The following is a 23029-nucleotide window of genomic DNA, read 5'->3' as shown; positions in this document are numbered from 1 at the left end:
CGACTCACCGTCCTAAGCAGACCTGCCGCCCTGAGCGGACCCGCCGCCGGATCGAACGTGATCAGAATCCGCCGGGAGTCCACTCCCTACCGCAGACGGTACGGCTCCGGTACGACACCCGCGACTCGGGCCGGATCCGACCGCGCCGACCAGCGAAATCGCCCACCGCGAGGAGCCGGCCGGCGGTCAGGCGAACGCCGACAGCCCGGTGAGCTTCTGCCCGATGACGAGCTGGTGGATCTCCGAGGTGCCCTCGTACGTCAGCACGCTCTCCAGGTTGTTGGCGTGCCGGAGCACCGGATACTCGCCGCTGACCCCGTTGGCGCCGAGGATGGTCCGGCACTGGCGGGCGATGCCCAGCGCCTCCCGTACGTTGTTGAGCTTGCCCACGCTCACCTGCTCCGGCCGCAGTGTGCCGGCGTCGGCCAGCCGGGCCAGGTGCAGTGCGAGCAGGTAGCCCTTCTGCAGCTCGACGGCCATGTCGGCGAACTTCGCCTGGGTGAGCTGGAAGCCGGCGATCGGCCGGCCGAACTGCGTCCGGCTGCCGGCGTAGTCGATCGCCGTCTGGAGGCAGTCGCGGGCCGCGCCGAGGCTGCCCCAGGCGATCCCCTGCCGGGCCTCGGTGAGGCAGGACAGCGGCGCCTTCAGCCCGATCGCGAGCGGGAGCCGGGCGTCGGCCGGCAGCCGTACGTCGTCGAGCACGACCTCACCGGTCGAGGAGGCGCGCAGTGACATCTTGTTGCGGATCTCGGTGGCGGTGACACCGGGCGTGTCCATCGGCACGACGAAGCCCCGGACTCCCTCGTCGGTCCGGGCCCAGACCACGGCGACATCCGCGACCGGCGCGTTGGTGATCCACATCTTTCCGCCGGTGAGCACCCAGTCGTCGCCGTCCCGCCGGGCCCGGGTCCGCATCGACGACGGGTCCGAGCCGTGGTCAGGTTCGGTCAGGCCGAAGCAGCCGATCACCTCGCCGGCGGCCATCGCCGGCAGCCAGCGCTGTTTCTGCTCCTCGCCGCCGTAGCGCCAGATGGCGAACATCGCCAGCGAGCCCTGGACCGACACCAGGGACCGTACGCCGGAGTCGCCGGCCTCCAGTTCCAGGCAGGCCAGCCCGTAGGCGACCGCGGAGGAGCCGGCGCAGCCGTAGCCGGTGAGGTGCATGCCGAGCAGGCCGAGCCGGCCGAACTCGGTGGCCAGTTCGCGGACCGGGGCACTGCCGCGCTCGTACCAGCCGGCCACGTGCGGCCGGACCCGGTCGTCGACGACCTGGCGCACGACGGCCCGGATCTGCCGCTCCTCGTCGGTGAGCGACGCGTCCAGGTCGAGCAGGTCGAGCGGGGCGACCCGACTCATGACAGCTTCTCGCTCATTGGTGCACCCTTGTCTCACTCGAGCTGATGTTGGTTCGAGTGCACCGGTGACCGTCGGGCCATCGCCCAGCTCGCTCGACCTTCGAGGTCCAGCGTGAGTTCTGCGAGGCCCGGCGGCCCGGGACACCCCGACTGGCAACAGGGCTATGCGCCATCGAGCGCCGCTCAATGAGCGACCGGCAGTGGTGTCCCGAAACCACCAGGTGCTTCCCCACTGGTAGCGCAGCGGAGAGGCAACCATGAGTGTGACCGACACCGCCGCGCCGGCGCGAGGGAACTCGGCCGGGGTGGACTGGGCCAAGGACGACTACGCGGTCTGCGTGGTCGACGCCGACGGTGAGCCGTTGGAGCGGCTGACGCTGAAATACACCAAGACTGGCCTGAGACGGCTGATCGACCTGCTCGACCGGCATCGGGTGGACGCGGTCGGCATCGAACGCCCGGACGGGCCGATCGTAGATGCGTTGCTGGCCGCAGACACGACCGTGTACGTGATCCCACCCTCGCAGGTCAAAGCACTGCGCCGACGTTACGGCTCGGCCGGGAACAAGGACGACCGGTTCGACGCCCATGTCCTGGCCGACACGGTACGCACCGACCGACGCCGGCTGACCCCGCTCGTGCTGGACAGCGAGACAACCACCGGGCTGCGTAAGCTGTGCCGCGCTCGCAAAGACCTGGTCGCCCACCGCATCGCGGTCGCCAACCAGCTGCGCGCTCACCTGACCACAGCGCTGCCGGCCACCGTCCAGCTGTTCAACGAGATCGACTCGTCGATCAGCCGGCAGTTCCTGACCCGGTTCACCACCCAGGACGCCCTGGACTGGCTGTCGCCCAAGCGCCTGGCCGCCTGGCTGAAGAGCGTGAGCTACTGCGGCCGCGCCCACCCAGCCGTGCTGCACGCCCGCACCAACGCCGCGCCTCGCGGCGCCACCGGTGACCACGGACAGACCCTGGCCGGCATCACCCGCGCCTACCTCGCCACCCTGGCCGCCATCGTGACCCAGATCGACACCCTCAACCAGCAGATCACCGCTGCCCTCGACCTGCACCCCGACCGGGACATCTTCACCAGCCTGCCCCGCTCCGGCACCGTCCGCGCCGCCCGGCTGCTCGCCGAGATCGGCGACGCCCGCGGCCGGTTCCCCACCCCAGCGTCCCTGGCCTGCCTCGCCGGCGTCGCACCCTCGACCCGCGAATCCGGCAAAGTCCGCATCGTGGCCTTCCGCTGGGCCGTGGACAAACAACTGCACGACGCCGTCTGCGACTTCGCCGGCGACAGCCGCCACGCCAACCCCTGGGCAGCCAACCTCTACACCCAAGCCCGCGCCCGCGGCCACGACCACCCCCACGCGGTCCGCATCCTGGCCCGCGCCTGGCTGGACATCATCTGGAAGTGCTGGACCACCAACACCCCCTACGACCCGGACCGCCACCGAGCCCTCCAACACCTGCTCACACAAGATCATCAAGTGGCGGCTTGACACAGGGCAACTCACGCCGCCACCCTAACGGTCGATCAGCCGGCCAGCACCAGGACCCGGGCGTGGATCTGGTTGCGCTGTTGCAGCGCCGCCCGCAGCGCGCGGTGCAGGCCGTCCTCCAGGAAGAGCGAGTTCTGCCACTGCACGACGTGCGGGAAGAGGTCGCCGTAGAAGGTGGAGTCCTCGGCGAGCAGCTTGTCGAGCGCCAGCTCACGCTTCGTGGTCACCAGTTGGTCGAGCCGCAACGGCCGGGGCGGGATCTCGGCCCACTGTTTCAGGGTGAGTCCGTGATCCGGGTAGGGACGCCCGTCCCGAACCGCTTTGAAGATCACGGTGCGCTCCCCCCATCTCGGAACAAATCCATCGGATCAGGCCCGCGAACCGACCCACCGATACCGCTGCCAGCGTAGCGAGCATCGCTGACATCGCGGTTTGTTACCCGATGTCAGTTTCATTGCTCTCCCGCATCAGATGATGATCCTTTAGCCTCCCACCGGCCACGATGCACCACCTGGTCGACCGGTCGGCGGCCGCGCCGCAGCGACGGGGAGCGGCGGTCCGGCGCCGGATACCCGATGCTTAGCGCACCGATCGGGGTAAATTCATCGGGTACGCCGAAAGCATCCCGATAACTGGCGGTGCGTTCCGGTGGAATTCCGAAGAAACAGGCACCAAGGTCTTCGTCGACGACGGTCAGCAACATCAACATCGCGGCGAATCCGGTGTCGATGTGCCAGTACGGCACCGGCCAGCGCGCCTCGTCCCGATCCGCCCAGCCCTTGTCCGGCTCGGCGTACCGGTCGAGATAGACCGACCGGTTGGAGTGCGGTACGACGATCAGCGGCGCCCGGCGCATCCCGGTCAGCCAGCTACTCTCCGGAGCCCCCTCCGGCGTGGTCGACGCCCAGAACCGCTCCCGGTCCGCCGGGCTCTCGAGCACCAGGAACCCCCAACCCTGCGAGAACCCGGCCGACGGGGCGCGTACGGCATGGTCGAGCAGCCGGTCCACCACCGCCGCCGGCACCGGCCGGTCGGGGTCGAAGCTGCGTACCATCCGGCGCCGCCGGACGACGTCACGGAACTCCATCACGTACTCCGATCCGGTGGATCAGGCCGGGCGGATGCCCCAGCTCGCGGTGAACGTCTCCCCCGGGGCGAGGACGACCAGGCCGTGCCCGGACCGGAACGCGTCCGGCGGGCAGGTCATCGGCTCGATCGCCACCGAGCGACGGTGCCGCTCGCCGGACAGGGTGTCCCCGGTGAACACCTGCCACCAGCCGAAGGACCGGTCGGCCCAGATCGTCACCGACGCCGTACCGGCGGGGCCGGCGAGCGTGACCGCCGACCCGCCGTCGGCCTCGGTCGCAAGGTCGCCGAACGCGGTGTCGAGCTGCGCCGACCCGATCCGCCGGGGCGCGGTGAAGTCGTACTCGCCGCCGGCCACCTTCGCCGCGCCGATCGGCAGCAGCCGGCCGTCGACCAGCACCTGGGTGCGGGCCGGCACCCGCAGCAGCATGTCGTCCACGGCGACCCCGGGCAGCCGCAGGTAGGGGTGTGTGGCCAGGCCGAACGGCGCGTTCCCGGCACCGAGGTTGGTCGCCTCGTGGGTGGCCCGCAGCCCGTCGGCGCCGACCTGCCAGCGGGTACGCAGCAGCAGCGGCCACGGATAGCCCGGCTGGGCGGGCAGCTCGTACTCCACGGTCACCGCGCCGGGCGCCTCGTCGACCCGCCGCCACCGGGCCCAGTTGGCCAGGCCGTGCAGGGCGTTGTGCCGCACCGGTTCGGTGATCGGAAGCTGGTGGACCACGCCGTCGAAGGTGTAGCGGCCGTCCCGGATCCGGTTCGGCCAGGGGGCCAGCACCTGCCCGGCCCCGCCGACGCACAGCTCGTCGACGGCGTACCCGTCCAGGTGGTCCACCCCGGCGGACCGGTAGGCGCGCAGGCCGCCGCCCACCTCGACCACGACCGCCTCGTGCCCGTCCGCAGCGATCGTCCACTGTGCACCCGACGGTGGCCGCGGGCCGGTATCGACGTTTTCCATGCCGGGACGATAGCCGCCCGCGGCCGGTGCTGCCGGCACCACCGGCCGCGGGCGGCCCGTCACCCGGTGGTCCGGTAGCGCAGCAACGTCGGGAACACCAGCGCCAGCGCGAGGGCCAGCACCGCCGCCAGCACTCCGCCGGCCACCCAGGAGAAGCTGACCCCGAACGCGGCGGCCATCATTCCGGCCCGCAGGTCGCCCAGGCGCGGGCCGCCGGCGACCACCACCGTGTTGACCCCCTGGAGCCGGCCGCGCAGCCTGTCCGGCGCGTAGACCTGGAGCATCGACTGCCGGAAGACGGCACTGACCAGGTCGGCGGCCCCGGCGACGGCCAGCAGCAGCACCATCAGCCACAACTGCCCGGCCAGCCCGGCCAGGGCCACGGCCACGCCCCAACCGACCACGGCGACCACGAGGGCGACGCCCTGGCGGCGTACCCGGCCGATCCAGCCGGAGGTGAGCCCGCCGAGGACCGATCCGATGGCGATGGCGGCGAAGAGCCAGCCGATGGCCGCGCCGCCACCGAACCGCACCTCGGCGATCTCCGGGAACAGTGCCCGTGGCATGGCCAGCATCATCGCGATGACGTCGATCGCGAAGGAGAGCAGTAGTACCGGCGTGGTGGCCAGGTATCTGATCCCGACGGCGATGCTGCGCAGTCCGGCCGTACGCGGCCCCGGGCTGTCGTCGGGCTCCGGAGGCACCGGTGGCAGCCGCAGGGTGGCCCACATGGAGACGGTGAAGAGCACCGCGTCGACGGCGTACGCGATCGGAAGCGCGAGGTCGGCGTCCCAGCTCGCGAAGATCACGCCGGCGGTGAGCGGGCCGAGGACCATCGTGGCCTGGAAGGTGGTGAAGTGCAGCGTGTTGGCGGCCGGCACCAGCGACTTCGCCACCAGCCGCGGCACGATCGCCTGCCGGGTCGGCGAGCTGACCGCGAAGGCACTGGTCTGCAACGCGACCAGGACCAGCAGCAGGACCGGGCTGCCGACCCCGAGCAGCGCCTGACCGAACAGCCCGAGCGTCGACAGCCACATCAGCGCCGAGCTGGCCAGCAGCAGCTTGCGGCGGTCGACCACGTCGGCGACCGCACCGCCCCACAGGCCGAAGACCAGCAGCGGCACCAGGCCGGCGACGCCCAGCAGCCCCACCCAGAACGATCCGCCGGTGAGCGCGAACATCTCCACCGGGACGGCGACCGCGGTGAACTGGAAGCCGAACATCGAGACGGCGTTGCCGACCCACATCCGGCGGTAGGCCGGGATGCGCAGCGGCCGGATGTCGATCGCCCACCGGGACGGCGGCGGACCGTCGTCGGCGTCCTTGACCGGCCGGTCGTCGTCGACGCTGGTCATCGCCGGGCCCCGCGCCGCCCGTCCCGCCCGGTCCGGGTCACGGCGCGAGCCGTTCGACGGTCCACGACCCGCCCTCGGTACGCCGGTAGCGCAGCCGGTCGTGCAGCCGGCTGGCCCGGCCCTGCCAGAACTCCACGCTGTCGGGCACCACCCGCAGTCCGCCCCAGTGCGGTGGCGGCGGCACCGGACCGGCGCCGAAGCGGTCGGCGACCGCGGCGTAGCCGGCGTCCAGCTCGGCCCGGTCGGCCAGCACCCGCGACTGTGGGCTGGCCCACGCGCCGAGCTGCGACCCGCGCGGCCGGGCGGCGAAATACTCCTCGGTCTCGGCCCGGGCGACCGGCTCGACCCGCCCGCAGACGATCACCTGCCGCTGCATGGCGAACCACGGGAAGAGCAGACTCGCGTACGGGTTGGCGAGCGCCTCGACGCCCTTGCGCGACTCGTAGTTGGTGTAGAAGACCAGTCCGGCCGCGTCGTACGCCTTGAGCAGCACCGTACGGGCACTCGGCCGGGCCGCCGGATCGGCGGTGGCGACCACCATCGCGTTCGGTTCGGGCAGGCCGTACGCGACCGCGTCGGCGAACCAGCGGGCGAACTGGGTGTGCCAGTCGGCGGCCAGATCCGCACGGGAAAGGCCTGTCTCGGCCGCGTACTCCTGCCGCATCCCGGCCGGCAATACTGTGTCGCCCGTCACGTCCACCTTCTCCCGAAGCCCGACTGAGCTGCCTGGATGGTCCCCCATCGGCCGACAGATCCCGCCAACCACCCCACCACGACACGGTGAGCAGCGAGGATGTCGCACACAGCACACCATCGGTGGGTCGCGCCGAAGTTACCCGCCAGGCAAGATGTCACGAACCACATCGCCGAGGGTCGACGTGACCCCACCGGACACCGCCGGAAGAGCGCCGCACCCGCTCGCACAGACAGATCAGGAGAAACGAAATGTCTGACTTCAAGCCGGGTCTGGAGGGCGTGATCGCCTTCGAGACCGAGATCGCCGAGCCCGACAAGGAAGGCGGGGCGCTGCGCTACCGGGGCGTCGACATCGAGGACCTGATCGGGCAGGTCTCCTTCGGCAACGTGTGGGCACTCCTGGTCGACGGCCGGTTCGGTCCGGGCCTGCCGCCGGCCGAACCGTTCCCCGTACCGGTGCACTCCGGCGACATCCGGGTCGACGTGCAGTCGGCGGTCGCCATGCTCGCCCCGTACTGGGGGCTCTCCCAGCTTCTCGACATCTCCGACGAGCAGGCCCGCACCGACCTCGCCCGGGTCTCCGTCACCGCGCTGTCGTTCGTCGCCCAGTCGGCCCGCGGCCTCGGCCTACCGGCGGTGCCGCAGAAGGAGATCGACAAGGCGTCCACGATCGTCGAGCGGTTCATGAAGCGCTGGCGGGGCGAGCCCGACCCCCGCCACGTCAAGGCGGTCGACGCCTACTTCATCTCCGCCGCCGAGCACGGCATGAACGCCTCCACGTTCACCACCCGGGTGGTCGCCTCCACCGGCGCCGACGCCGCCGCCTGCATCTCGTCGGGCATCGGCGCGCTGTCCGGCCCGCTGCACGGCGGCGCGCCGTCGCGCGTACTGCACATGATCGAGGGCGTCGAGCGCAGCGGCGACGCCGCCGGCTACGTCAAGGGCGTGCTCGACCGCGGCGAGCGGCTGATGGGCTTCGGCCACCGGGTCTACCGGGCCGAGGACCCCCGGGCGCGCGTCCTGCGGCGGACCGCGAAGGAGCTGGGCGCCCCCCGCTACGAGGTGGCCGAGGCGCTGGAGAAGGCCGCCCTGGAGGAACTGCACAACCGCAAGCCCGACCGGGTGCTCGCCACCAACGTCGAGTTCTGGTCGGCCGTCGTGCTCGACTTCGCCGAGGTGCCGGCGCACATGTTCACCTCCATGTTCACCTGCGCCCGGATGGGCGGCTGGAGCGCGCACATCCTGGAGCAGAAGGCACTCGGCCGGCTGGTCCGCCCGTCGGCCACGTACGTCGGCCCGGGGCCGCGCAAGCCCGCCGACGTCGAGGGCTGGGACGCCATCCCGCACGGCGTCTGACCGTATCCGTCGCATCGGGGCGTCCCTGCCCGGCCACCGGCCGGGCGGCAGGCGCCCCGACCCGTGTTCACCGGATGTGTTGGACGACTCACCTCCACCGGCGGGATCACACCTGGCCGGCACCTGTGAAGGTGGAAGGATGGGGGCTCGGCAACGCCGCCGGGTATTCCCGCCAGACCGACTGGCCCGCGCCAGCTCGACAGGCTTCTGCCAGCTCAAATGGGGCTAGCCGCCCACCCGAGAGGATCTTCGATAACCGTGGCTGACGTTTCGACCATCCGGATCCCCGACGAGATCAAGCCCGCCGACGGCCGGTTCGGCTGCGGGCCGTCCAAGGTGCGTCCCGAGGCAGTTTCGGCGCTCGCCGACGTGGCCACGACGTACCTCGGCACCTCCCACCGGCAGAAGACGGTCCGGGACCAGGTCGCCCGCCTTCGGCGCGGCCTCACCGACTTCTTCGGCCTGCCCGAGGGCTACGAGGTGGTCCTCGGCAACGGCGGCACCACCGCGTTCTGGGAGGTCGCGGCGTTCGGACTGGTCCGCGACCGGGCCCAGTTCGCGAGCTTCGGCGAGTTCGGGGCCAAGTTCGTCAAGGCGGTCAAGGACGCGCCGTTCCTCGGTGACCCGTCGGTCCACAAGGCCGAGCCGGGCTCGGCCCCGGCACTGACCGCCGAGGCGGGCGTCGACGTCTACGCGACCCCGCACAACGAGACCTCCACCGGCGTGGCGGTGCCGATCCGGCGGGTGGCCGGTGCCGACGACGACGCGCTGCTGCTGGTCGACGCCACGTCCGGCGCCGGCGGTCTCGACGTCGACGTCGCCGAGACCGACGTCTACTACTTCGCCCCACAGAAGTGCTTCGGCTCCGACGGCGGCATCTGGATCGCGCTGATGTCGCCGGCCGCGCTCGCCCGGGCCACCGAGATCAAGGAATCCGGCCGCTACATTCCGGCCTTCCTCGACCTGGTCACCGCGATCGACAACTCGCGGCTGGAGCAGACGTACAACACCCCCGCGCTGGCGACGATCTTCCTGGCCGCGGAGCAGACCGACTGGATGAACGCACAGGGCGGGTTGTCCTGGGCGGCCAAGCGCACCGCCGAGAGCGCGGCGACCGTCTACGGCTGGGCCGAGCGGTCGTCGGTGGCCACCCCGTTCGTCACCGACCCGGGTCTGCGCTCCAACGTCGTGGCCACGATCGACTTCGCCGAGGGCGTCGACGCGGCGGCGGTGGCCAAGGCACTGCGGGCCAACGGCATCGTCGACACCGAGCCCTACCGCAAGCTGGGCCGCAACCAGCTCCGGGTGGCGCTCTTCCCGGCCGTCGACCCGGCCGACGTCGAGGCGCTGACCAAGAGCATCGACTACGTCGTCGAGCGGCTCTGACCCGCTTCCCGCACCGGAACGACGCCGTACGCGGCGGTGGGAGCACCCGCGCTGGTGCCCCCACCGCCCGTCGGCTCTGACGGAAACCCAGCTCACATCGGTCGGCGTGGCCTACTCCCATCGGGTGACCGACCGGCGTACCTTGTTTCAAGGACGCTCGGGCGTGGCTGGCCCGGGGCGTCGGTGACCGGGGCGACGGCCCGGGTCGCAGCGGCCAGCGCAGCGGGACGGAGGCAACGCGATGCGCCCAGTACGCTTCGTCGCCCTCTCCGAGGACGGCCAGGCCATGGTGCTCGCCGACGAGGTGGGTCGCCTTCTTGCGCTACCCATCGACGAGCGGGTGTCCACGGTCCTACATGCCGACTCGGGCAGTGGCGGCGCCAGTCTCACCGTGGCGATGCCGCCGAGCGACCTGACGCCCTCGCTGTCGCCACGCGACATCCAGGCCCGGATCCGGTCCGGTGAGTCCGCCGACGACGTCGCCCGCATCGCCGGGGTGCCGGTCGACCGGGTGCTGCGCTACGCCGGCCCGGTGCTCCAGGAGCGGGCGATGCTGGCCCAGCACGCGCGCCGCACCCGGCTGAAGAACTCCGACAAGAACGCCCCGCTCGCCGAGGTCGTCGACAGCCGGCTGGCCCAGCACGGCATCGACACCGAGAAGATCTCCTGGGACGCCTACCGCCGCGACGACGGCACCTGGCGGATCGTCGCCACCTGGCCGTCGGGCAAGGCGACCGCCCAGGCGATCTGGGAGCTCGACAAGACCCGCCAGGTCGTCGCACCACACGACGACATGGCGCAATACCTGTGTGCCGAGCGGCCCACCCAGATCCTGGGGCACGAGCCGACCACCGAGCGGGGCGGTCACGCGCTGCCCGGCCCGTCGCGCGGCGAGCCGAGCCGGGGCGGGCATGGCCTGCCGACCGCGGCGCCCGCCGACCACACCCGCCCGACCCGGGACCCGATCCGGGCCGGACGCGACGCGCTGCTCGCCTCCCTGGACCGCCCGCTCAGCCCCAGCCCGGGGCGCGGGCTCGACCCGGCGGCCGCCACCGACCAGCCCCGCCAACGGCCGGTGGCCGGCGGTGCCGCGGCGCTGCTCGGTGGCGGCGGTGCCGGCTCCGCCTTCGACGACGACGCCGACCTGCCGAAGGAGGTGCCCGCGGTGCCGTCGCTGGCGGTGCTGCGGCCACGTCGCACCACGGGCGGTGCCGCCGCGGCGAGCGAGGCCACCGACGCTCCGGGCAAGTCGCGCAAGCGCCTGCCGAGCTGGGACGACGTCCTGTTCGGCAGCGGCCCGGCAGCCCGCGAAAGCTCCTGACCACCGCGCTGCGGCGCGCCCCGGACTCGCGGCGCCCGGGCCGCGCCGATCAGCCCAGGTCCGCGCTGATCAAGGGGATACTTCGGGCATCTCGCCCCGCCTCAGCCACGATTGGGCCTTGATCGGCGCCGAGCCTGGAGCGCTAGGCACTCGAAGTCCACCCGTGACAGGGTGAGTGACATGGACTACACCAACCTCGGACGCACCGGCCTGTCCGTGAGCCGGCTCTGCCTCGGCACGATGAACTTCGGACCGCAGACCACCGAACCCGACAGCTTCGCCATCATGGACCGGGCGCTGGAGCACGGGCTCAACTTCTACGACACCGCCAACGTCTACGGCTGGAAGACCGGCGAGGGCATCACCGAGCAGATCATCGGCCGCTGGTTGGCCCAGGGCGGCGGGCGGCGCGAGAAGGTCGTGCTGGCCACCAAGGTGTACGGCCGGATGGGCGACTGGCCCAACGAGCAGGGACTGTCCGCCCGACACATCATCCGGGCCTGCGAAGACTCGCTGCGCCGGCTGCAGACCGACACCATCGACCTCTACCAGATGCACCACGTCTCCCGCAGCACGCCGTGGGAGGAGATCTGGCAGGCCATGCAGACCCTGGTCGACCAGGGCAAGGTGCTCTACGTCGGTTCGTCCAACTTCGCCGGCTGGCACCTCGCCGCCGCCCAGGAGTCGGCCACCCGCCGCAACTTCCTCGGTCTGGTCTCCGAGCAGGCGATCTACAACCTGTTCACCCGGCACATCGAGCTGGAGGTGATCCCGGCGGCCCAGCACTACGGCATCGGCATCATCCCGTGGTCGCCGCTGCACGGCGGACTGCTCGGCGGTGCAATCCGCAAGCTGGCCGAGGGTGGGGCGGAGCGGGCCAAGAGCGGCCGGGCGGCCGAGACACTGGCCGAGCACCGGCCCACCGTCGAGGCGTACGAGAAGCTCTGCGCCGACCTCGGCCACGACCCCGCCGACGTGGCCCTGGCCTGGCTGCTCTCCCGCCCCGGCGTCACCGCACCGATCATCGGGCCGCGTACGGTCGAGCAGCTCGACAAGTCACTCGGCGCGCTCGACGTCAGCCTCTCCGACGACGTGCTGGCCCGGCTCGACGAACTCTTCCCGCCGGTCGGCAAGGGCGGCCCCGGCCCGGAGGCGTGGGCCTGGTAGTCACACCGCCCGGCCGCCGGTCACAGCGGCCACGAACCGAGCCGGTCGTACGTCGGTCGCGGGCCGAGATGGCTAGCCACCAGCACCATCTCGGCCAGCGGCCACCACGGGCCGACGTATCCGGCCAGGTCGGCGAGGTCGGCGTCGACGGCCGCCCGGGGCAGCCACTCCCCCGGCCGGGCCAGGGTCAGGTGCGGCCGCAGCAGCCGCCGGTCGTACGGCAGCCGGGACCGCCTGAGTTCGCTCCGGACCGCGCCGCTGACCAGGTACAACGCATCGACGTCCCCGTCCAGCCCGGCCCACAGCACGGTGAATCGGCCACGGCCGAAGCGGCCACCGCCGGCCAGCCGCAGTCGCGCCACCGGCCCACCGGCCACCGCCGCCACACCACCCGCCGGCACCGGCCCCACCGCCAGGTCGGACTCGGGCACCGGCTCCGGTGGGTGGCGCCAGCGGTCGGACCGGTCCGGCCGGCGGGCTCCACGCCGGCGGGACGGCTCACGCCAGCCCGGTGCCGCCCGGTCCAGCGCCGCCCGTACGTCCGGTAGCCGCCCCTCGTCGACATCGCCGAGGAAGGCAAGGGTGACGTGCAGGTTGTCGGCGTTGGCGAGGCGTACGTTCACCCCGTCGGCGGTGGCCCGGCCGATCCGCAGCCCGTCGACGTACGCGCCGATGTGCCTGACCACGTCGGGCGGTGGGTAGAGGGCGACGAAGAGTCTCACCTCGGCTCACGCCGCTGCCAGGTGGTGGCGGCCGGCAGCATCAGGCCGGCGGCCGCCAGTTCGCCCTCCACCCGGATCCGCTCGATGTCGAGATCGAAGCCAGCGAGTTCGTCGAGGTGCTGGGCGATGCCGAGGCTCTGGCTCGCCATCCGCAGCCGGTCGTCGTATGCCTGCGCGAACGCGCTGCGCCACAGCAGGCTCTCGCTGCCCAGGTAGCGCCGCTGCACCGCGAGCCGGCGCAGGTCGGCCGCGAGCTGCTCGATGGGCACCTGCCGGAAGGGGCCGGCGACCGCCCGGGCGGATGTGATCGCGCCCGGGCCGGCATCCTGTTCGAGCCGGGCGACCGTACGTCGCTCGCGCCGGGCCCGGCGGCGCGCGACGAGCCGGGCGGTCAGCCGGTCGATCATCTCGTCGGCGCAGATGAGCGCCGCCACGACCGCCGGCAGGCACAGCACGGAGAGCAGCGCCAGTGGCAACACCAGGGCGTCCACGAGGGGCCACAACCTTCGGCACGGGACGGCGGAGCGGACGTCCACCGTCGGATCGGCTTCATCCGTTACAGGGTGGCGACTCCGAGAAGCTGACGGAGCCGGACGACCAGGTCCTTTTCACCTTCGATCCGGACGGCGTCGTCGTCGACCCGTCGCCACAACCACCGTAGGACGGCGTCGGGATCGCCGCTGACCCGGGCGTCCGCCTCGTCGGTGCTCGCCGGCCGCACCGTGACGACGTCACGGTCGAAGCGGACCAGCCACCTGCTCCCGCCACCTGCCACGACCACCCCACGCCCGTCGTTACCCACCATCAGTTCGGTGAAGTATTCCGGCCAGCTGCGGGTGGCGTAGGCCAGGCAAACCTCGAGCACCTCGTCGATGCCGTCGACGGCGAGATCGTCGGGGACGGTCGCGGACGGCACGCCGGCCGCCAGTTCGGCGTCGATCCGGTGCACGACCGTCTCCTGCGCCATCCGGCGGATCCAGAAGCCGACGGTCGGGTCCGGCTCGTACCAGCCGGCGGCCGGAGCGTCCGGCGACCGGCTGGTGAGCTCGTGGGTCAGCGCGGCGTAGGCCCGGTCGAGCAGGGCGACCGGCTCCTCGCCGGCGAGGTCCGGCGGCCACGACTCGGGCTCGACCCCGTGCCGCATGCACTCGGTCTTGTGCAGGTAGACCTGCGCGACGTGCCGGGCGAGATCGGCCATCGACCAGTCGGGGCAGCTCGGTACGACCGCGTCGAGCGGCCCGCCGGTGACGACCTGGCGCAGCCGGCGGTAGTCGCTCGCCAGGCACTCCAGGTAGCGGGTGTTCTGCATCGGGACAGACAATCAGACGGGTGTGACAGCCGGCTCGGATTTTGCCGCCGGCACCACGTAGAACGCGGGCAGCGGGCGGATCCGCAGCCGGAGGCGGGCGCCGGTCCGGTGCAGCTGCCAGGCGAGCGCCAGCAGCGCCACGGCCAGGGAGATCAGGCCGCCGAGCCAGATGCTCGCCGCCGCGCCGTACGTCTCGGCGACCCAACCGATCAGCGGGGCGCCGACCGGGTTGGTGCCCAGGAAGACCAGCACCCACAGGGCCATGACCCGGCCCCGGAAGGCGGCGTCGACGCCGAGCTGGACCCGCTGGTTGGACGCCTGCGCGAAGAAGATCATGAAGAAGCCGGCGGGCAGCAGCAGGAGCACGACCAGCCAGTACGTCGGCGCCAGGCCGACCAGGGTGCCGAAGATCGCACAGCCGACCGCGGCGCCGAGCACCAGCCACACCGACGGCCGCTCCCGGCGGGTGCTGCCGGCCAGGGCGCCGGCCAGCGAGCCGAGCGCGAGCATGGTGGTGAACACGCCGAAGGTGGCCGCACCGGTGTTGAAGACGGTCTTGGCGAGGGCGGCCAGGGTGATCTGGAAGTTGAAGAGGACCATCCCGATGATCGACATGAGCGCCATCGGCAGCAGCAGGTCGGGTCGCCGGGCGACGTACCGCAGCCCGTCGACCACCTTGGCGTTGTCACGTTCGCCGATCGGCAGCAGGTCGGCGCGGTGCAGCTCGGCGCTGCGCATCCGCAGCAGGCCGACGAGCGGGGCGACGGTGGCGACCGCGCTCACCAGGAAGACCGGGCCGACGTCGAAGACCGCGATGGCCACGCCGGCCAGCGCCGGTCCGAGGACCCGGGCCGAGTTGAACGTGGCCGACGAGAGGGCGAGGGCGTTCGGCAGCAGGGTGGTGCCGACGAGTTCGGACACGAACGCCTGGCGGACCGGGGTCTCCACCGCGTTGGCCACACCGAGCAGGCCGGCGAAGACGAAGACGTGCCAGAGCTGGACGACCCCGGTGACCACCAGCAGGCTCATCGCCAGGGCGAGTACCGTCCAGGTCGCGTTGGCCACCAGGAGCAGCATCCGCTTGTCGTAACGGTCGGCGAGCCGCCCGGAGAGCAGCGTCAGCAGGAGTACCGGCGCGAACTGGAGGGCGACCACGACACCGAGGGCGGTCGCCGAATCGCCGGAGAGTTCGAGGACCAGCCAGTCCTGGGCGATGAACATCACCCAGACGCCGATCAGCTTGATCAGTTGACCGATCGCGAAGAGCCGGTAGTTGCGGACCGTCAGGGACTGGAACGTGCTGCTCAGCTTTGCCCGCACTCGGGGTGCGCCTCCTCAGATCGTACGCGTCATCCACAGTGGACGAAGCAGATCCGAGGCCCCGACGCGCCGTCAGGCGCGCGCGATCCTCCGCAGGATCTCGGCGGCGCTCGACAGCGTCTCGCGCTCGGCCGCGGTCAGTTCCGCGAGCCTGCTGGCGAGCCACTCGTCGCGGGCCCGCTCGATCTGGTCGAGCATCTCCCGCCCGGCCTCGGTCACCGCGAGGATGACCTGCCGGCCGTCGGTCGGGTGAGGGGTGCGGCCGACGAGGCCGCGCTCCTCCAGCTTGGCGACGATCCTGGTCATCGTCGGCGGCTGGACCCGTTCGATGTCGGCCAGTTCACGCGGGGTCAGCGCGCCCCCCAGTTCGAGACTGATGAGGGCGGAGAGCTGGGTCGCGGTGAGGTCGCCGACCGGGCGGGTCTGCCGGACCCGTCGGTTGAGCCGGGTGATCGCGTCGCGCAGGAGAGTCGCCAACTGCGCCGGCGGCAAACGCTTCGCCATCACCGTCCGCTCCGTCACGATCGTTAGCCTAACTAATGAGCGATGCTAACGACCACTCGATATGACAGCCGTCACCGTACCGTGCCCGGCGGAGGCCGCCGGGCACGGTACGTCGGAAAACCCGCTAGTAGATCAGCGCCTCGACCGGGCCACGCATGAAGTACACGACGAACAGCACGGCCACCCCGTACAGCAGCGGATGCACCTCGCGGGCCTTACCACGGACGACCTTGAGCAGGACGTACGTGATCACGCCAGCGCCGATGCCGTTGGAGATCGAGTATGTGAACGGCATCAGCACGATGGTCAGGAACGCCGGGATCGCGATCTCGTAGTCGGACCAGTCGATCGTGCGGATCGTCGTCATCATCAGGAAGCCGACCACGATCAGCGCGGTCGACGCCGCCTCGAACGGCACGACCACCACCAGCGGCGCGAAGAACATCGCCAGCAGGAACAGCCCGCCGGTGACCAGGTTGGCGGCCCCGGTCCGGGCCCCCTCCGCGACACCGGCCGCACTCTCGATGTACGACGTGTTGCTCGACACGCTCGCCGCGCCACCGGCCGCCGCGGCGACCGAGTCGACCAGCAGGATCTCCCGGGTACGCGGTGGCATGCCCTTGTCGTCGAGCAGGTTGCCCTCCTGCCCCACCGCGACCATCGTCCCCATCGTGTCGAAGAAGTCCGTGATGAGGAGGGTGAAGACGAACATCAGGGCGACCAGCCAGCCGGCCCGTTCCCACGAGCCGAGCACGTTGAAGTGCCCCAGCAGCGACAGGTCCGGAACGTCGACCACGGTCTCCGGCACCGCCGGCACGTTCAGCGACCAGCCCTTCGGGTTCGGTACGCCGTTCACGACCGACGGGCCCACCTTCGCCACGGCCTCGACGACGATCGCCAGCAGGGTCGTGGCGAAGATGCCGATCAGGATCGCGCCCTTGACCCGGCGTACGACCAGCACCAGGGTCAGCAGCAGGCCGAGGACGAACACCAGCGCCGGCCAGCTCACCAACCTGCCGTTGATGCCGAGGCCGACCGGGACGGTGGTGTTCGCGATATCGGGAACACGCCGGACGAAACCGGAGTCGACCAGGCCGATGATGGTCAGGAACAGGCCGATGCCGACCCCGATGGCGGTCTTCAGCTGGACCGGAACCGACCGGAACACCGCCGTACGCAGGCCGGTCAGCACCAGGATGCCGATCAGCACCCCCTCGATGACCACCAGCCCCATCGCGTCGGCCCAGGTCATCTGCGGCGCGATCTCGTACGCGACCAGCGCGTTGACGCCGAGACCGGCGGCCAGTGCCAGTGGGAAGCGGGCGGCGACCCCCATCAGGATCGTCATCACCCCGGCGACCAGGGCAGTCGCCGCCGCGATCGCCGCCATGGCGAGCCGCCGGCCGTCGCCGTCGACCGCGTTGCCGAGGATCAACGGGTTGAGTACGACGATGTACCCCATCGTGAAGAAGGTCGCCAGACCGCCACGGACCTCCCGGCTCAGCGTCGAGCCACGCGCGGAGATCTCGAAAAAGCGGTCGAAGCGGTTACGGGCAACGGTCGTCCCGGTGCCCGTCGGGCGTTTGTCCATCTGGTCCTCACCGCACTGGTCACATGATGCCGCGCGCATAATCGCAGATCAGGCGTTTCCAGGGAAATTCGCGCCCGTTACGATCTTCGATATTCGCGCGGCGACCAGGGAGCCGGGAGCCGGCGCAGTAGGCTGGCCCTCGTGTCCGACCGCCCCAAGCCCGAGCCGCTCGACCCGCCGATGGTCCCCTTCGCGGTGGCCGGCATCGTGGCGTGGGCGGTCGCCGGCCTGGTCCTGCTGGTCTTCTTCCGCGGCTGGCTGGCCGATCAGGGGCACACCGACTGGCTCTGGACCTGCCTCGCCGGCTTCCTGATGGGCTTTCCCGGCCTGGCGGTGATGATGAAACACGACGCCAACCGGCGGCGCCGCCGCGCCGCGGCCGGCTGACCCGGCCTGCCGGCTCCGGTCAGCCGTGCCCGTACGGCTCGGCCGGCTCGTCCTCGGCGACCGGACCGCCGGTCGTGGCCGGAGCGGCGGCCACGTACACCGGCACCGCCTCGACCTCGCTGTCGTCGTAGACGGTCGGCAGTTCGTCGACCGGCGTCGGGGCGACGTCGGTCAGCGTCTCCGAGTGGGCACCGCAGCCGTGGTCGGCGCTGACCACCCGGCCGTCGTCGGGGGCGTAGACGTTGGCGCAGGCCCCGAACAGCAGCCGCATCGCACCGGCCAGCGGCAGGTAGAACCCGCACGACCCACAGCGGGCGGTGCGGGGCGCGGCGACCGAGATCGGCGCTTCCGGCCCGGGGTCGCCCTCGTACCAGCGCTGACCGGTGTCGGCGCGGCCCTCGCGGGACAGCACCCGCGCCCGGCCGAGGCCCAGCTCCCAGGAGACCTCCTCGACCGCGGGGTCGTCCGACTCCAGATAGCCCGGGGCCAGCCGCTCGTCGTCGGGCGCGGTCGGCAGCAGGTCACCGACGCCCAGGTCGCCGGGCTGGAGCCGCTCGTGCCAGGGCAGCCAGCCGGGGGCGAGCAGCGCGTCGGCACCGGGCAGCAGCACGGTGTCGCAGACCGTCACGTGCTTGCTGCGGGCCACCCGGGTGACGGTGACCGCCCAGCGCCAGCCCCGGTAACCGGGCAGCAGGCACTCGAACAGGTGGGTGACCAGCCGATCACCCTCGACGACCGCCTCCAGGTGGACGCCGACCCCCTCCGGCTCGACCTCGGTGATGGCGGCGCGGGCCACGTCGACGGCAGAGGCACAGACCTGGTCGAGGCGGGCGGCGCGGGTGGTCGTCCTGGTCACACAGACATTGTTCCTCATGCCGGCCGATCGTCGACAGGCACTCCCCGATCCGATCCGCTGCCGGATGGGACGAAGACCCATCGGATGGGCGAGGATGGGAGGCATGCCGCTCTTCCCGTCGCTCGGGCGCACCATCGGTTCCGCGTTCCGCGGCACCCGCGTGCTCGCCAGAGGTTCGGTCAGCGGCGGGCGCTGGGCGACCCGCCGGGTCGGCCGGATACGCGAGAAGGGCGCCGGCGGCGAACCCGGGATGGTCCGCCTCTTCGACCTGCACGCCGTGTCCTGCGCCGGCGACACGCTCATCGCGATCGGACTGGCCGGCACGATCTTCTTCAACGCGCCGCTCGGCGAGGCCCGCAGCAAGGTCGCCCTCTACCTGCTGGTCACCATGGTCCCGTTCGCGCTGCTCGCCCCGGTGGTCGGTCCGCTGCTCGACCACTTCCGGCACGGCCGGCGCTACGCGCTGGCGGCGACCATGCTCGGTCGGGCGTTCCTCGCCTGGTTGATCTCCGACTACATCCACGGCTTCGGGCTCTATCCGGCCGCCTTCGGGGTGCTCGCCCTGTCCCGGGCCTACGGCGTCGCCCGGTCGGCGGCCGTGCCCCGGCTGCTGCCGGAGAAGCTCGGCCTGTCCCAGGCCGGCGCCCGGGCCAGCGTCTACGGCACGATCGCGGGCGCCGTGGTGGCCCCGCTCGGCCTGGCCGCGTTCTGGTTCGGTCCACAATGGCCACTGCGAGTCGCCTCGGTGATCTTCCTCGTCGGCATGGTGATCGCGCTGCGGCTACCGCCGCGCGCCGACTCCGATCCCCCGGAGACGGTGCCCCGGGCCTGGCAGATCCTCGGCTTCCGCCGGGGTCGAGGCGAACGGGTGCTGTCCGGCCGGCTGGTCCTCGCCGCACTGATCGGCAGCGCCAGCCTGCGTGCCCTCTACGGTTTCCTGCTCCTCTTCCTGGCCTTCGCGATCAAGGCCGGTGACCTGACCACGGTGGTGTTCGGCCGCGACCTCGGCGACGAGGCCGCCCTCGGCCTGGTCGGTGCCGCGCTCGCCGCCGGCACCTTCCTGGCCACCGCGATTGGCACCCGGCTACGCATCCACCACCCGCTCGCGCTGCAGTCGAGCGGGCTGGTCATCGTCGCCGGTGTCGCGATCCTCGCCACGATCAAGTTCTCGCTGCTGATGGTCGCCCTGCTGTGCCTGACCAGCGCCGTGATGAGCGGTATCGCCAAGCTCGCCGTCGACGCCTCGATCCAGGAACGGGTCCGGGAACGGATGCGGGCCAGCGCCTTCGCCCACTCCGAAACCGTGCTCATGCTCGCCTTCGTCGCCGGTGGCGCGGTCGGCCTGATCCCGTTCGACGGCCGGGTCGGCATCGGCGTGGTCGCCGGGATCGGTGTACTCGCCGCCGCCCGCGCCGTGTTCGTCGCCGGCCGGCTGCGGGCCGAGAGGCTGCAGGGCCGGCCGACGGCCGACGCCGAAGATCCGGCCGACACCGCGGACCCGCCGACGCCACCCACCCCCGACCGTGACGCCGAGAAGCCGGCCCCGGCCGCCCCCGCGGCCGGGAAGGAGCCGGACAGCCCCGGGCCGAACCGGGAAGCCAGCGGCATCAGGAGGATGTTCATCCGCAAGAAGGCCGCCGCCAGGGAACCGGCGAAGACCGCGCCCGACGATCCGCCCACCCGGCTCGAGAAGACGCCCCGAACGCCGACCCAGTCCGCCGGCGACCGGCCGACCACCCCCGTCGAGCGGCCCGAGGCCACCGCCCCGCCCGGCTACCACATCTACCGCCCCTCGTCGGCCGTCCCCCGGCCCGGCACCGGCGACGACGAGACCAGCCGCGAATCACGGGGGCCGGCATGATCGCCGACCACCTGCTGGTGGTCACCGCCGTCGAGGCCGAGGCCGCCGCCGTACGCGCCGGGCTGGGCGACGCCGCCGTGACCGTCACCCCGGTCGGGGTCGGGCCGGCGGCCGCCGCCGCGGGCACCGCCCGGCTGCTCGCCCTCGCCGAGGGCGCCGGACGGCCGTACACGGCGGTGATCTGCGCCGGGATCGCGGGCGGGTTCACCGACCGGGTCGAGGTCGGCGGCACCGTACTGGCCGACCGCAGCATCGCCGCCGACCTCGGCGCCGAGTCGCCCGACGGCTTCATCCCCCTCGACGAGCTGGGCTTCGGCGAGACCGTCGCGGCGGTCCACCCGCCGCTGCTGGCGGCGCTGCGCCGGGCGCTGCCCGCCGCCGCCGTCGGCGCGGTACTCACCGTCGGGACCGTCACCGGCAGCGCCGACTCGGCAAAAGCCCTGGCCGCCCGGCACCCCGACGCCGTGGCCGAGGCCATGGAGGGGTACGGCGTCGCGTGTGCCGCCGCCGGTGCCGGTGTTCCCTTCGCCGAGCTGCGTACGGTCTCGAACCCGATCGGGCCGCGCGACCGGGCCGCGTGGCGGATGCGGGAGGCGTTCGACGCCCTCACCACCGCCGCCACCCGGCTCGCCTGACAACCGCCGCGCCGGGCCGGCCAGCCGCTGGATACGGTGGGGGGCGTGACGATCTCGCTGGCCATCTCGCCGTGCCCCAACGACACCTTCGTCTTCCACGCGCTCGTCCACGGCCTGGTGCCCGGGGCGCCGGCGGTCGACGTCACCTACGCCGACGTCGACGTGACCAACACCGCCGCCGAGCGGGGTGCGTACGACATCGTCAAGGTCAGCTACGCCGCGCTGCCCTGGCTGCTCGACGACTACGAGCTGCTGCCCTGCGGCGGTGCCCTCGGCCGGGGCTGCGGCCCGCTCCTGCTCGCCCGGACCGACGCCGCCACCACCGACCTGACCGGGGCGACCGTCGCCGTACCCGGCGACCGGACGACGGCGTACCTGCTCTTCCGGCTCTGGGCGGCGGACCACCCGCCGGCCCGGATCGAGGTCGTGCCCTTCCACGAGATCATGCCGGGCGTGGCCGCCGGCCGGTACGACGCCGGCCTCGTCATCCACGAGGCCCGCTTCACCTATCCCCGCTACGGCCTGACCGCCCTGGTCGACCTCGGCGAATGGTGGGAGAACGACACCGGGCTACCGATCCCGCTCGGCGCGATCCTGGCCCGGCGGGGGGCCGTCGACCCGGTCGCCGCCGCCGGCTGGATCCGCGAGTCGGTGCGCCAGGCGTGGGCCGACCCGGCGGCCAGCCGCGACTACGTGATGGCGCACGCCCAGGAGATGGAGCCGGACGTCGCCGACCGACACATCGCGCTGTATGTCAACGACTTCACCGCCGACCTGGGCCGCGACGGGCACGCGGCGGTCGACGCGCTGCTGCGCCGGGCCGCCGACGCCGGTCTGACGCCTCAGATCTCCAGCTCGCGGGCCACCGCGTGGACGAGCTGAGCGACGTTCTGGGCGGTCTTGCGGTCGGGGAACCGGCCGCGCCGCAGGTCGGGCTGCACCTTGGCCTCGAGCACCTTGATCATGTCCTCGACCAGCCCGTGCAGTTCCTCGGCCGGACGCCGGCGAAGTTCCGCCATGGACGGTGGGGCGTCGAGCAGCTTCACGCCGTGCGCCTGCGCACCCCGACGGCTGTCCATCAGCCCGAACTCGATCCGCTGGCCACCCTTGAGTTCCGTCACACCCGCCGGCAGCGCGCCCTTCGGCAGGAAGACGTCGCCACCCTCGTCACTGGTGACGAACCCGTAGCCCTTGGCCGCGTCGTACCACTTAACTCGCCCCGTCGGCACCGATGACCCCTGCTTCGTCGAAATTACGGACCTGACAAGGCTATCCGTAGGAACCCGTCGAGTGCGCCCGAGAATCCGCCCGGGCCGGCCGAAGCCCCACCGGTCGCCGCCCGCACCGGGACAGATGCTTCCCGGACCGGCCAGGGGACGTGACGACAATCACTCCCCCGCCGGACTCAGCGACTGACGTGCGTGTAGTTCAGGTCTTCCACCGGCAGCGGAAACTGCACGTCGTCGCCGAACGGGGAGGGACCACCCGGTCGGGAGAAGGTGATTTCGGTGACCGCCAGGTGTCCCTGCTTCACCGGCTTGACCCTGGTGTCCCGCGCCGTCCCCGCCGCGCCACGCTCCGGCACCCGCCGTCCGCCGTCCCGAGCCATGCTGAAACTCCCTCCCCGCCGTTCCTTACCTGATCATCGTCGCACGCCACCCGCAC

At 72.0% G+C, this 23029-nt stretch carries 24 protein-coding genes; 9 read left to right on the top strand and 15 right to left on the bottom strand.

Translation table 11 applies throughout. The features are described from left to right. Positions 1-186 precede the first annotated feature (186 nt). Entirely contained in the window at positions 187-1356 is a 1170-nt protein-coding gene (locus tag QCD66_RS01990; RefSeq protein ID WP_375733600.1) for an acyl-CoA dehydrogenase family protein, read from the bottom strand. A gap of 256 nt (positions 1357-1612) precedes the next feature. On the opposite strand from QCD66_RS01990, the gene QCD66_RS01985 reads away from it, so the two are divergent. Next, complete coding sequence (locus QCD66_RS01985; protein WP_407566975.1) at positions 1613-2857, top strand: IS110 family transposase; 1245 nt, start codon at positions 1613-1615, stop codon at positions 2855-2857. Positions 2858-2892: 35 nt separating this feature from the next. Here QCD66_RS01985 and QCD66_RS01980 read toward each other — a convergent pair whose 3' ends face one another. The 5 genes from QCD66_RS01980 to pdxH all read right to left on the bottom strand — a co-directional run bounded on the left by QCD66_RS01980 (position 2893) and on the right by pdxH (position 6953). Continuing rightward, on the bottom strand, positions 2893-3189 hold the full coding sequence (locus QCD66_RS01980; protein WP_357538287.1) for a type II toxin-antitoxin system VapB family antitoxin: 297 nt from the start codon (positions 3187-3189) through the stop codon (positions 2893-2895). 119 nt (positions 3190-3308) lie between these two features. Then, positions 3309-3944, bottom strand: coding sequence for a nitroreductase family protein (locus QCD66_RS01975; RefSeq protein WP_375734968.1), 636 nt, complete (start codon positions 3942-3944; stop codon positions 3309-3311). Positions 3945-3965: 21 nt separating this feature from the next. Beyond that, on the bottom strand, positions 3966-4898 hold the full coding sequence (locus QCD66_RS01970; RefSeq protein ID WP_375734969.1) for an aldose 1-epimerase family protein: 933 nt from the start codon (positions 4896-4898) through the stop codon (positions 3966-3968). Positions 4899-4957: 59 nt separating this feature from the next. Continuing rightward, on the bottom strand, positions 4958-6253 hold the full coding sequence (locus QCD66_RS01965) for an MFS transporter (protein WP_364214489.1): 1296 nt from the start codon (positions 6251-6253) through the stop codon (positions 4958-4960). 37 nt (positions 6254-6290) lie between these two features. Further along, positions 6291-6953, bottom strand: coding sequence for a pyridoxamine 5'-phosphate oxidase (gene pdxH, locus QCD66_RS01960; RefSeq protein WP_375734970.1), 663 nt, complete (start codon positions 6951-6953; stop codon positions 6291-6293). 245 nt (positions 6954-7198) lie between these two features. Here pdxH and QCD66_RS01955 point away from each other — a divergent pair, with 245 nt between their 5' ends. The 4 genes from QCD66_RS01955 (at position 7199) to QCD66_RS01940 (ending at position 12179) form a co-directional block, all read left to right on the top strand. Further along, positions 7199-8305 (top strand): citrate synthase 2, encoded by a 1107-nt coding sequence (locus QCD66_RS01955; RefSeq protein WP_375734971.1) that lies wholly within the window; start codon positions 7199-7201, stop codon positions 8303-8305. Positions 8306-8563: 258 nt separating this feature from the next. Continuing rightward, positions 8564-9691, top strand: a complete 1128-nt coding sequence (gene serC / locus QCD66_RS01950; RefSeq protein WP_364214498.1) for a phosphoserine transaminase — start codon at positions 8564-8566, stop codon at positions 9689-9691. A 241-nt stretch (positions 9692-9932) separates the two neighbouring features. Then, positions 9933-11012: a septation protein SepH gene (gene sepH / locus QCD66_RS01945; RefSeq protein ID WP_364214501.1), complete on the top strand. Its 1080-nt coding sequence runs from the start codon at positions 9933-9935 to the stop codon at positions 11010-11012. A 180-nt stretch (positions 11013-11192) separates the two neighbouring features. Then, positions 11193-12179 (top strand): aldo/keto reductase, encoded by a 987-nt coding sequence (locus QCD66_RS01940; protein WP_364214504.1) that lies wholly within the window; start codon positions 11193-11195, stop codon positions 12177-12179. A gap of 20 nt (positions 12180-12199) precedes the next feature. On the opposite strand, the gene QCD66_RS01935 is transcribed toward QCD66_RS01940, so the two are convergent. The 6 genes from QCD66_RS01935 to QCD66_RS01910 form a co-directional block, all read right to left on the bottom strand. Continuing rightward, positions 12200-12901: a 2'-5' RNA ligase family protein gene (locus tag QCD66_RS01935; protein ID WP_375734972.1), complete on the bottom strand. Its 702-nt coding sequence runs from the start codon at positions 12899-12901 to the stop codon at positions 12200-12202. Continuing rightward, positions 12898-13392 carry a hypothetical protein gene (locus tag QCD66_RS01930; protein ID WP_364214510.1) on the bottom strand — a complete coding sequence of 165 codons (495 nt, stop codon included), beginning with the start codon at positions 13390-13392 and terminating at the stop codon, positions 12898-12900. The genes QCD66_RS01935 and QCD66_RS01930 overlap by 4 nt, the downstream gene beginning before the upstream one ends. Positions 13393-13457: 65 nt before the next feature. Continuing rightward, positions 13458-14210, bottom strand: coding sequence for a maleylpyruvate isomerase N-terminal domain-containing protein (locus QCD66_RS01925; protein WP_375734973.1), 753 nt, complete (start codon positions 14208-14210; stop codon positions 13458-13460). 12 nt (positions 14211-14222) lie between these two features. Next, complete coding sequence (locus QCD66_RS01920) at positions 14223-15530, bottom strand: MFS transporter (RefSeq protein WP_364214516.1); 1308 nt, start codon at positions 15528-15530, stop codon at positions 14223-14225. A gap of 72 nt (positions 15531-15602) precedes the next feature. After that, the gene (locus QCD66_RS01915) at positions 15603-16052 is read right to left on the bottom strand and encodes a MarR family transcriptional regulator (protein WP_357538264.1); all 450 of its coding nucleotides are present in this window, start codon (positions 16050-16052) and stop codon (positions 15603-15605) included. 106 nt (positions 16053-16158) lie between these two features. Then, on the bottom strand, positions 16159-17664 hold the full coding sequence (locus QCD66_RS01910) for an NCS2 family permease (RefSeq protein WP_375734974.1): 1506 nt from the start codon (positions 17662-17664) through the stop codon (positions 16159-16161). A gap of 141 nt (positions 17665-17805) precedes the next feature. Between QCD66_RS01910 and QCD66_RS01905 the strand changes: the two genes are divergently transcribed. Further along, the gene (locus tag QCD66_RS01905) at positions 17806-18012 is read left to right on the top strand and encodes a DUF2530 domain-containing protein (protein ID WP_357538486.1); all 207 of its coding nucleotides are present in this window, start codon (positions 17806-17808) and stop codon (positions 18010-18012) included. A gap of 19 nt (positions 18013-18031) precedes the next feature. Here QCD66_RS01905 and QCD66_RS01900 read toward each other — a convergent pair whose 3' ends face one another. Continuing rightward, positions 18032-18973, bottom strand: a complete 942-nt coding sequence (locus QCD66_RS01900; RefSeq protein WP_375734975.1) for a DUF3027 domain-containing protein — start codon at positions 18971-18973, stop codon at positions 18032-18034. Here QCD66_RS01900 and QCD66_RS01895 point away from each other — a divergent pair. The 3 genes from QCD66_RS01895 to QCD66_RS01885 are packed head-to-tail and all read left to right on the top strand — an operon-like array spanning position 18963 to position 22246. Next, positions 18963-20729 carry an MFS transporter gene (locus tag QCD66_RS01895; protein WP_407566974.1) on the top strand — a complete coding sequence of 589 codons (1767 nt, stop codon included), beginning with the start codon at positions 18963-18965 and terminating at the stop codon, positions 20727-20729. The genes QCD66_RS01900 and QCD66_RS01895 overlap by 11 nt on opposite strands. After that, positions 20726-21364, top strand: a complete 639-nt coding sequence (locus QCD66_RS01890; protein ID WP_375734977.1) for a futalosine hydrolase — start codon at positions 20726-20728, stop codon at positions 21362-21364. The genes QCD66_RS01895 and QCD66_RS01890 overlap by 4 nt, the downstream gene beginning before the upstream one ends. Before the next feature lie 45 nt (positions 21365-21409). Continuing rightward, positions 21410-22246 carry a 1,4-dihydroxy-6-naphthoate synthase gene (locus tag QCD66_RS01885; RefSeq protein WP_375734978.1) on the top strand — a complete coding sequence of 279 codons (837 nt, stop codon included), beginning with the start codon at positions 21410-21412 and terminating at the stop codon, positions 22244-22246. Here the strand turns inward: QCD66_RS01885 and QCD66_RS01880 are convergent. Continuing rightward, positions 22207-22593 carry a cold shock domain-containing protein gene (locus tag QCD66_RS01880; protein WP_357538256.1) on the bottom strand — a complete coding sequence of 129 codons (387 nt, stop codon included), beginning with the start codon at positions 22591-22593 and terminating at the stop codon, positions 22207-22209. The two genes, QCD66_RS01885 and QCD66_RS01880, sit on opposite strands and share 40 nt — an antisense overlap. A 176-nt stretch (positions 22594-22769) precedes the next feature. Next, positions 22770-22973, bottom strand: a complete 204-nt coding sequence (locus QCD66_RS01875) for a hypothetical protein (RefSeq protein WP_375734979.1) — start codon at positions 22971-22973, stop codon at positions 22770-22772. Positions 22974-23029 lie beyond the last annotated feature (56 nt).

The organism is Polymorphospora sp. A560 (assembly GCF_045781765.1).
GTDB classification, from domain to species: Bacteria; Actinomycetota; Actinomycetes; order Mycobacteriales; family Micromonosporaceae; genus Polymorphospora; species Polymorphospora lycopeni.
The sequence above is the reverse complement of the archived record's forward strand: the minus strand, read 5'-3'. Positions and strand labels throughout refer to the sequence as shown.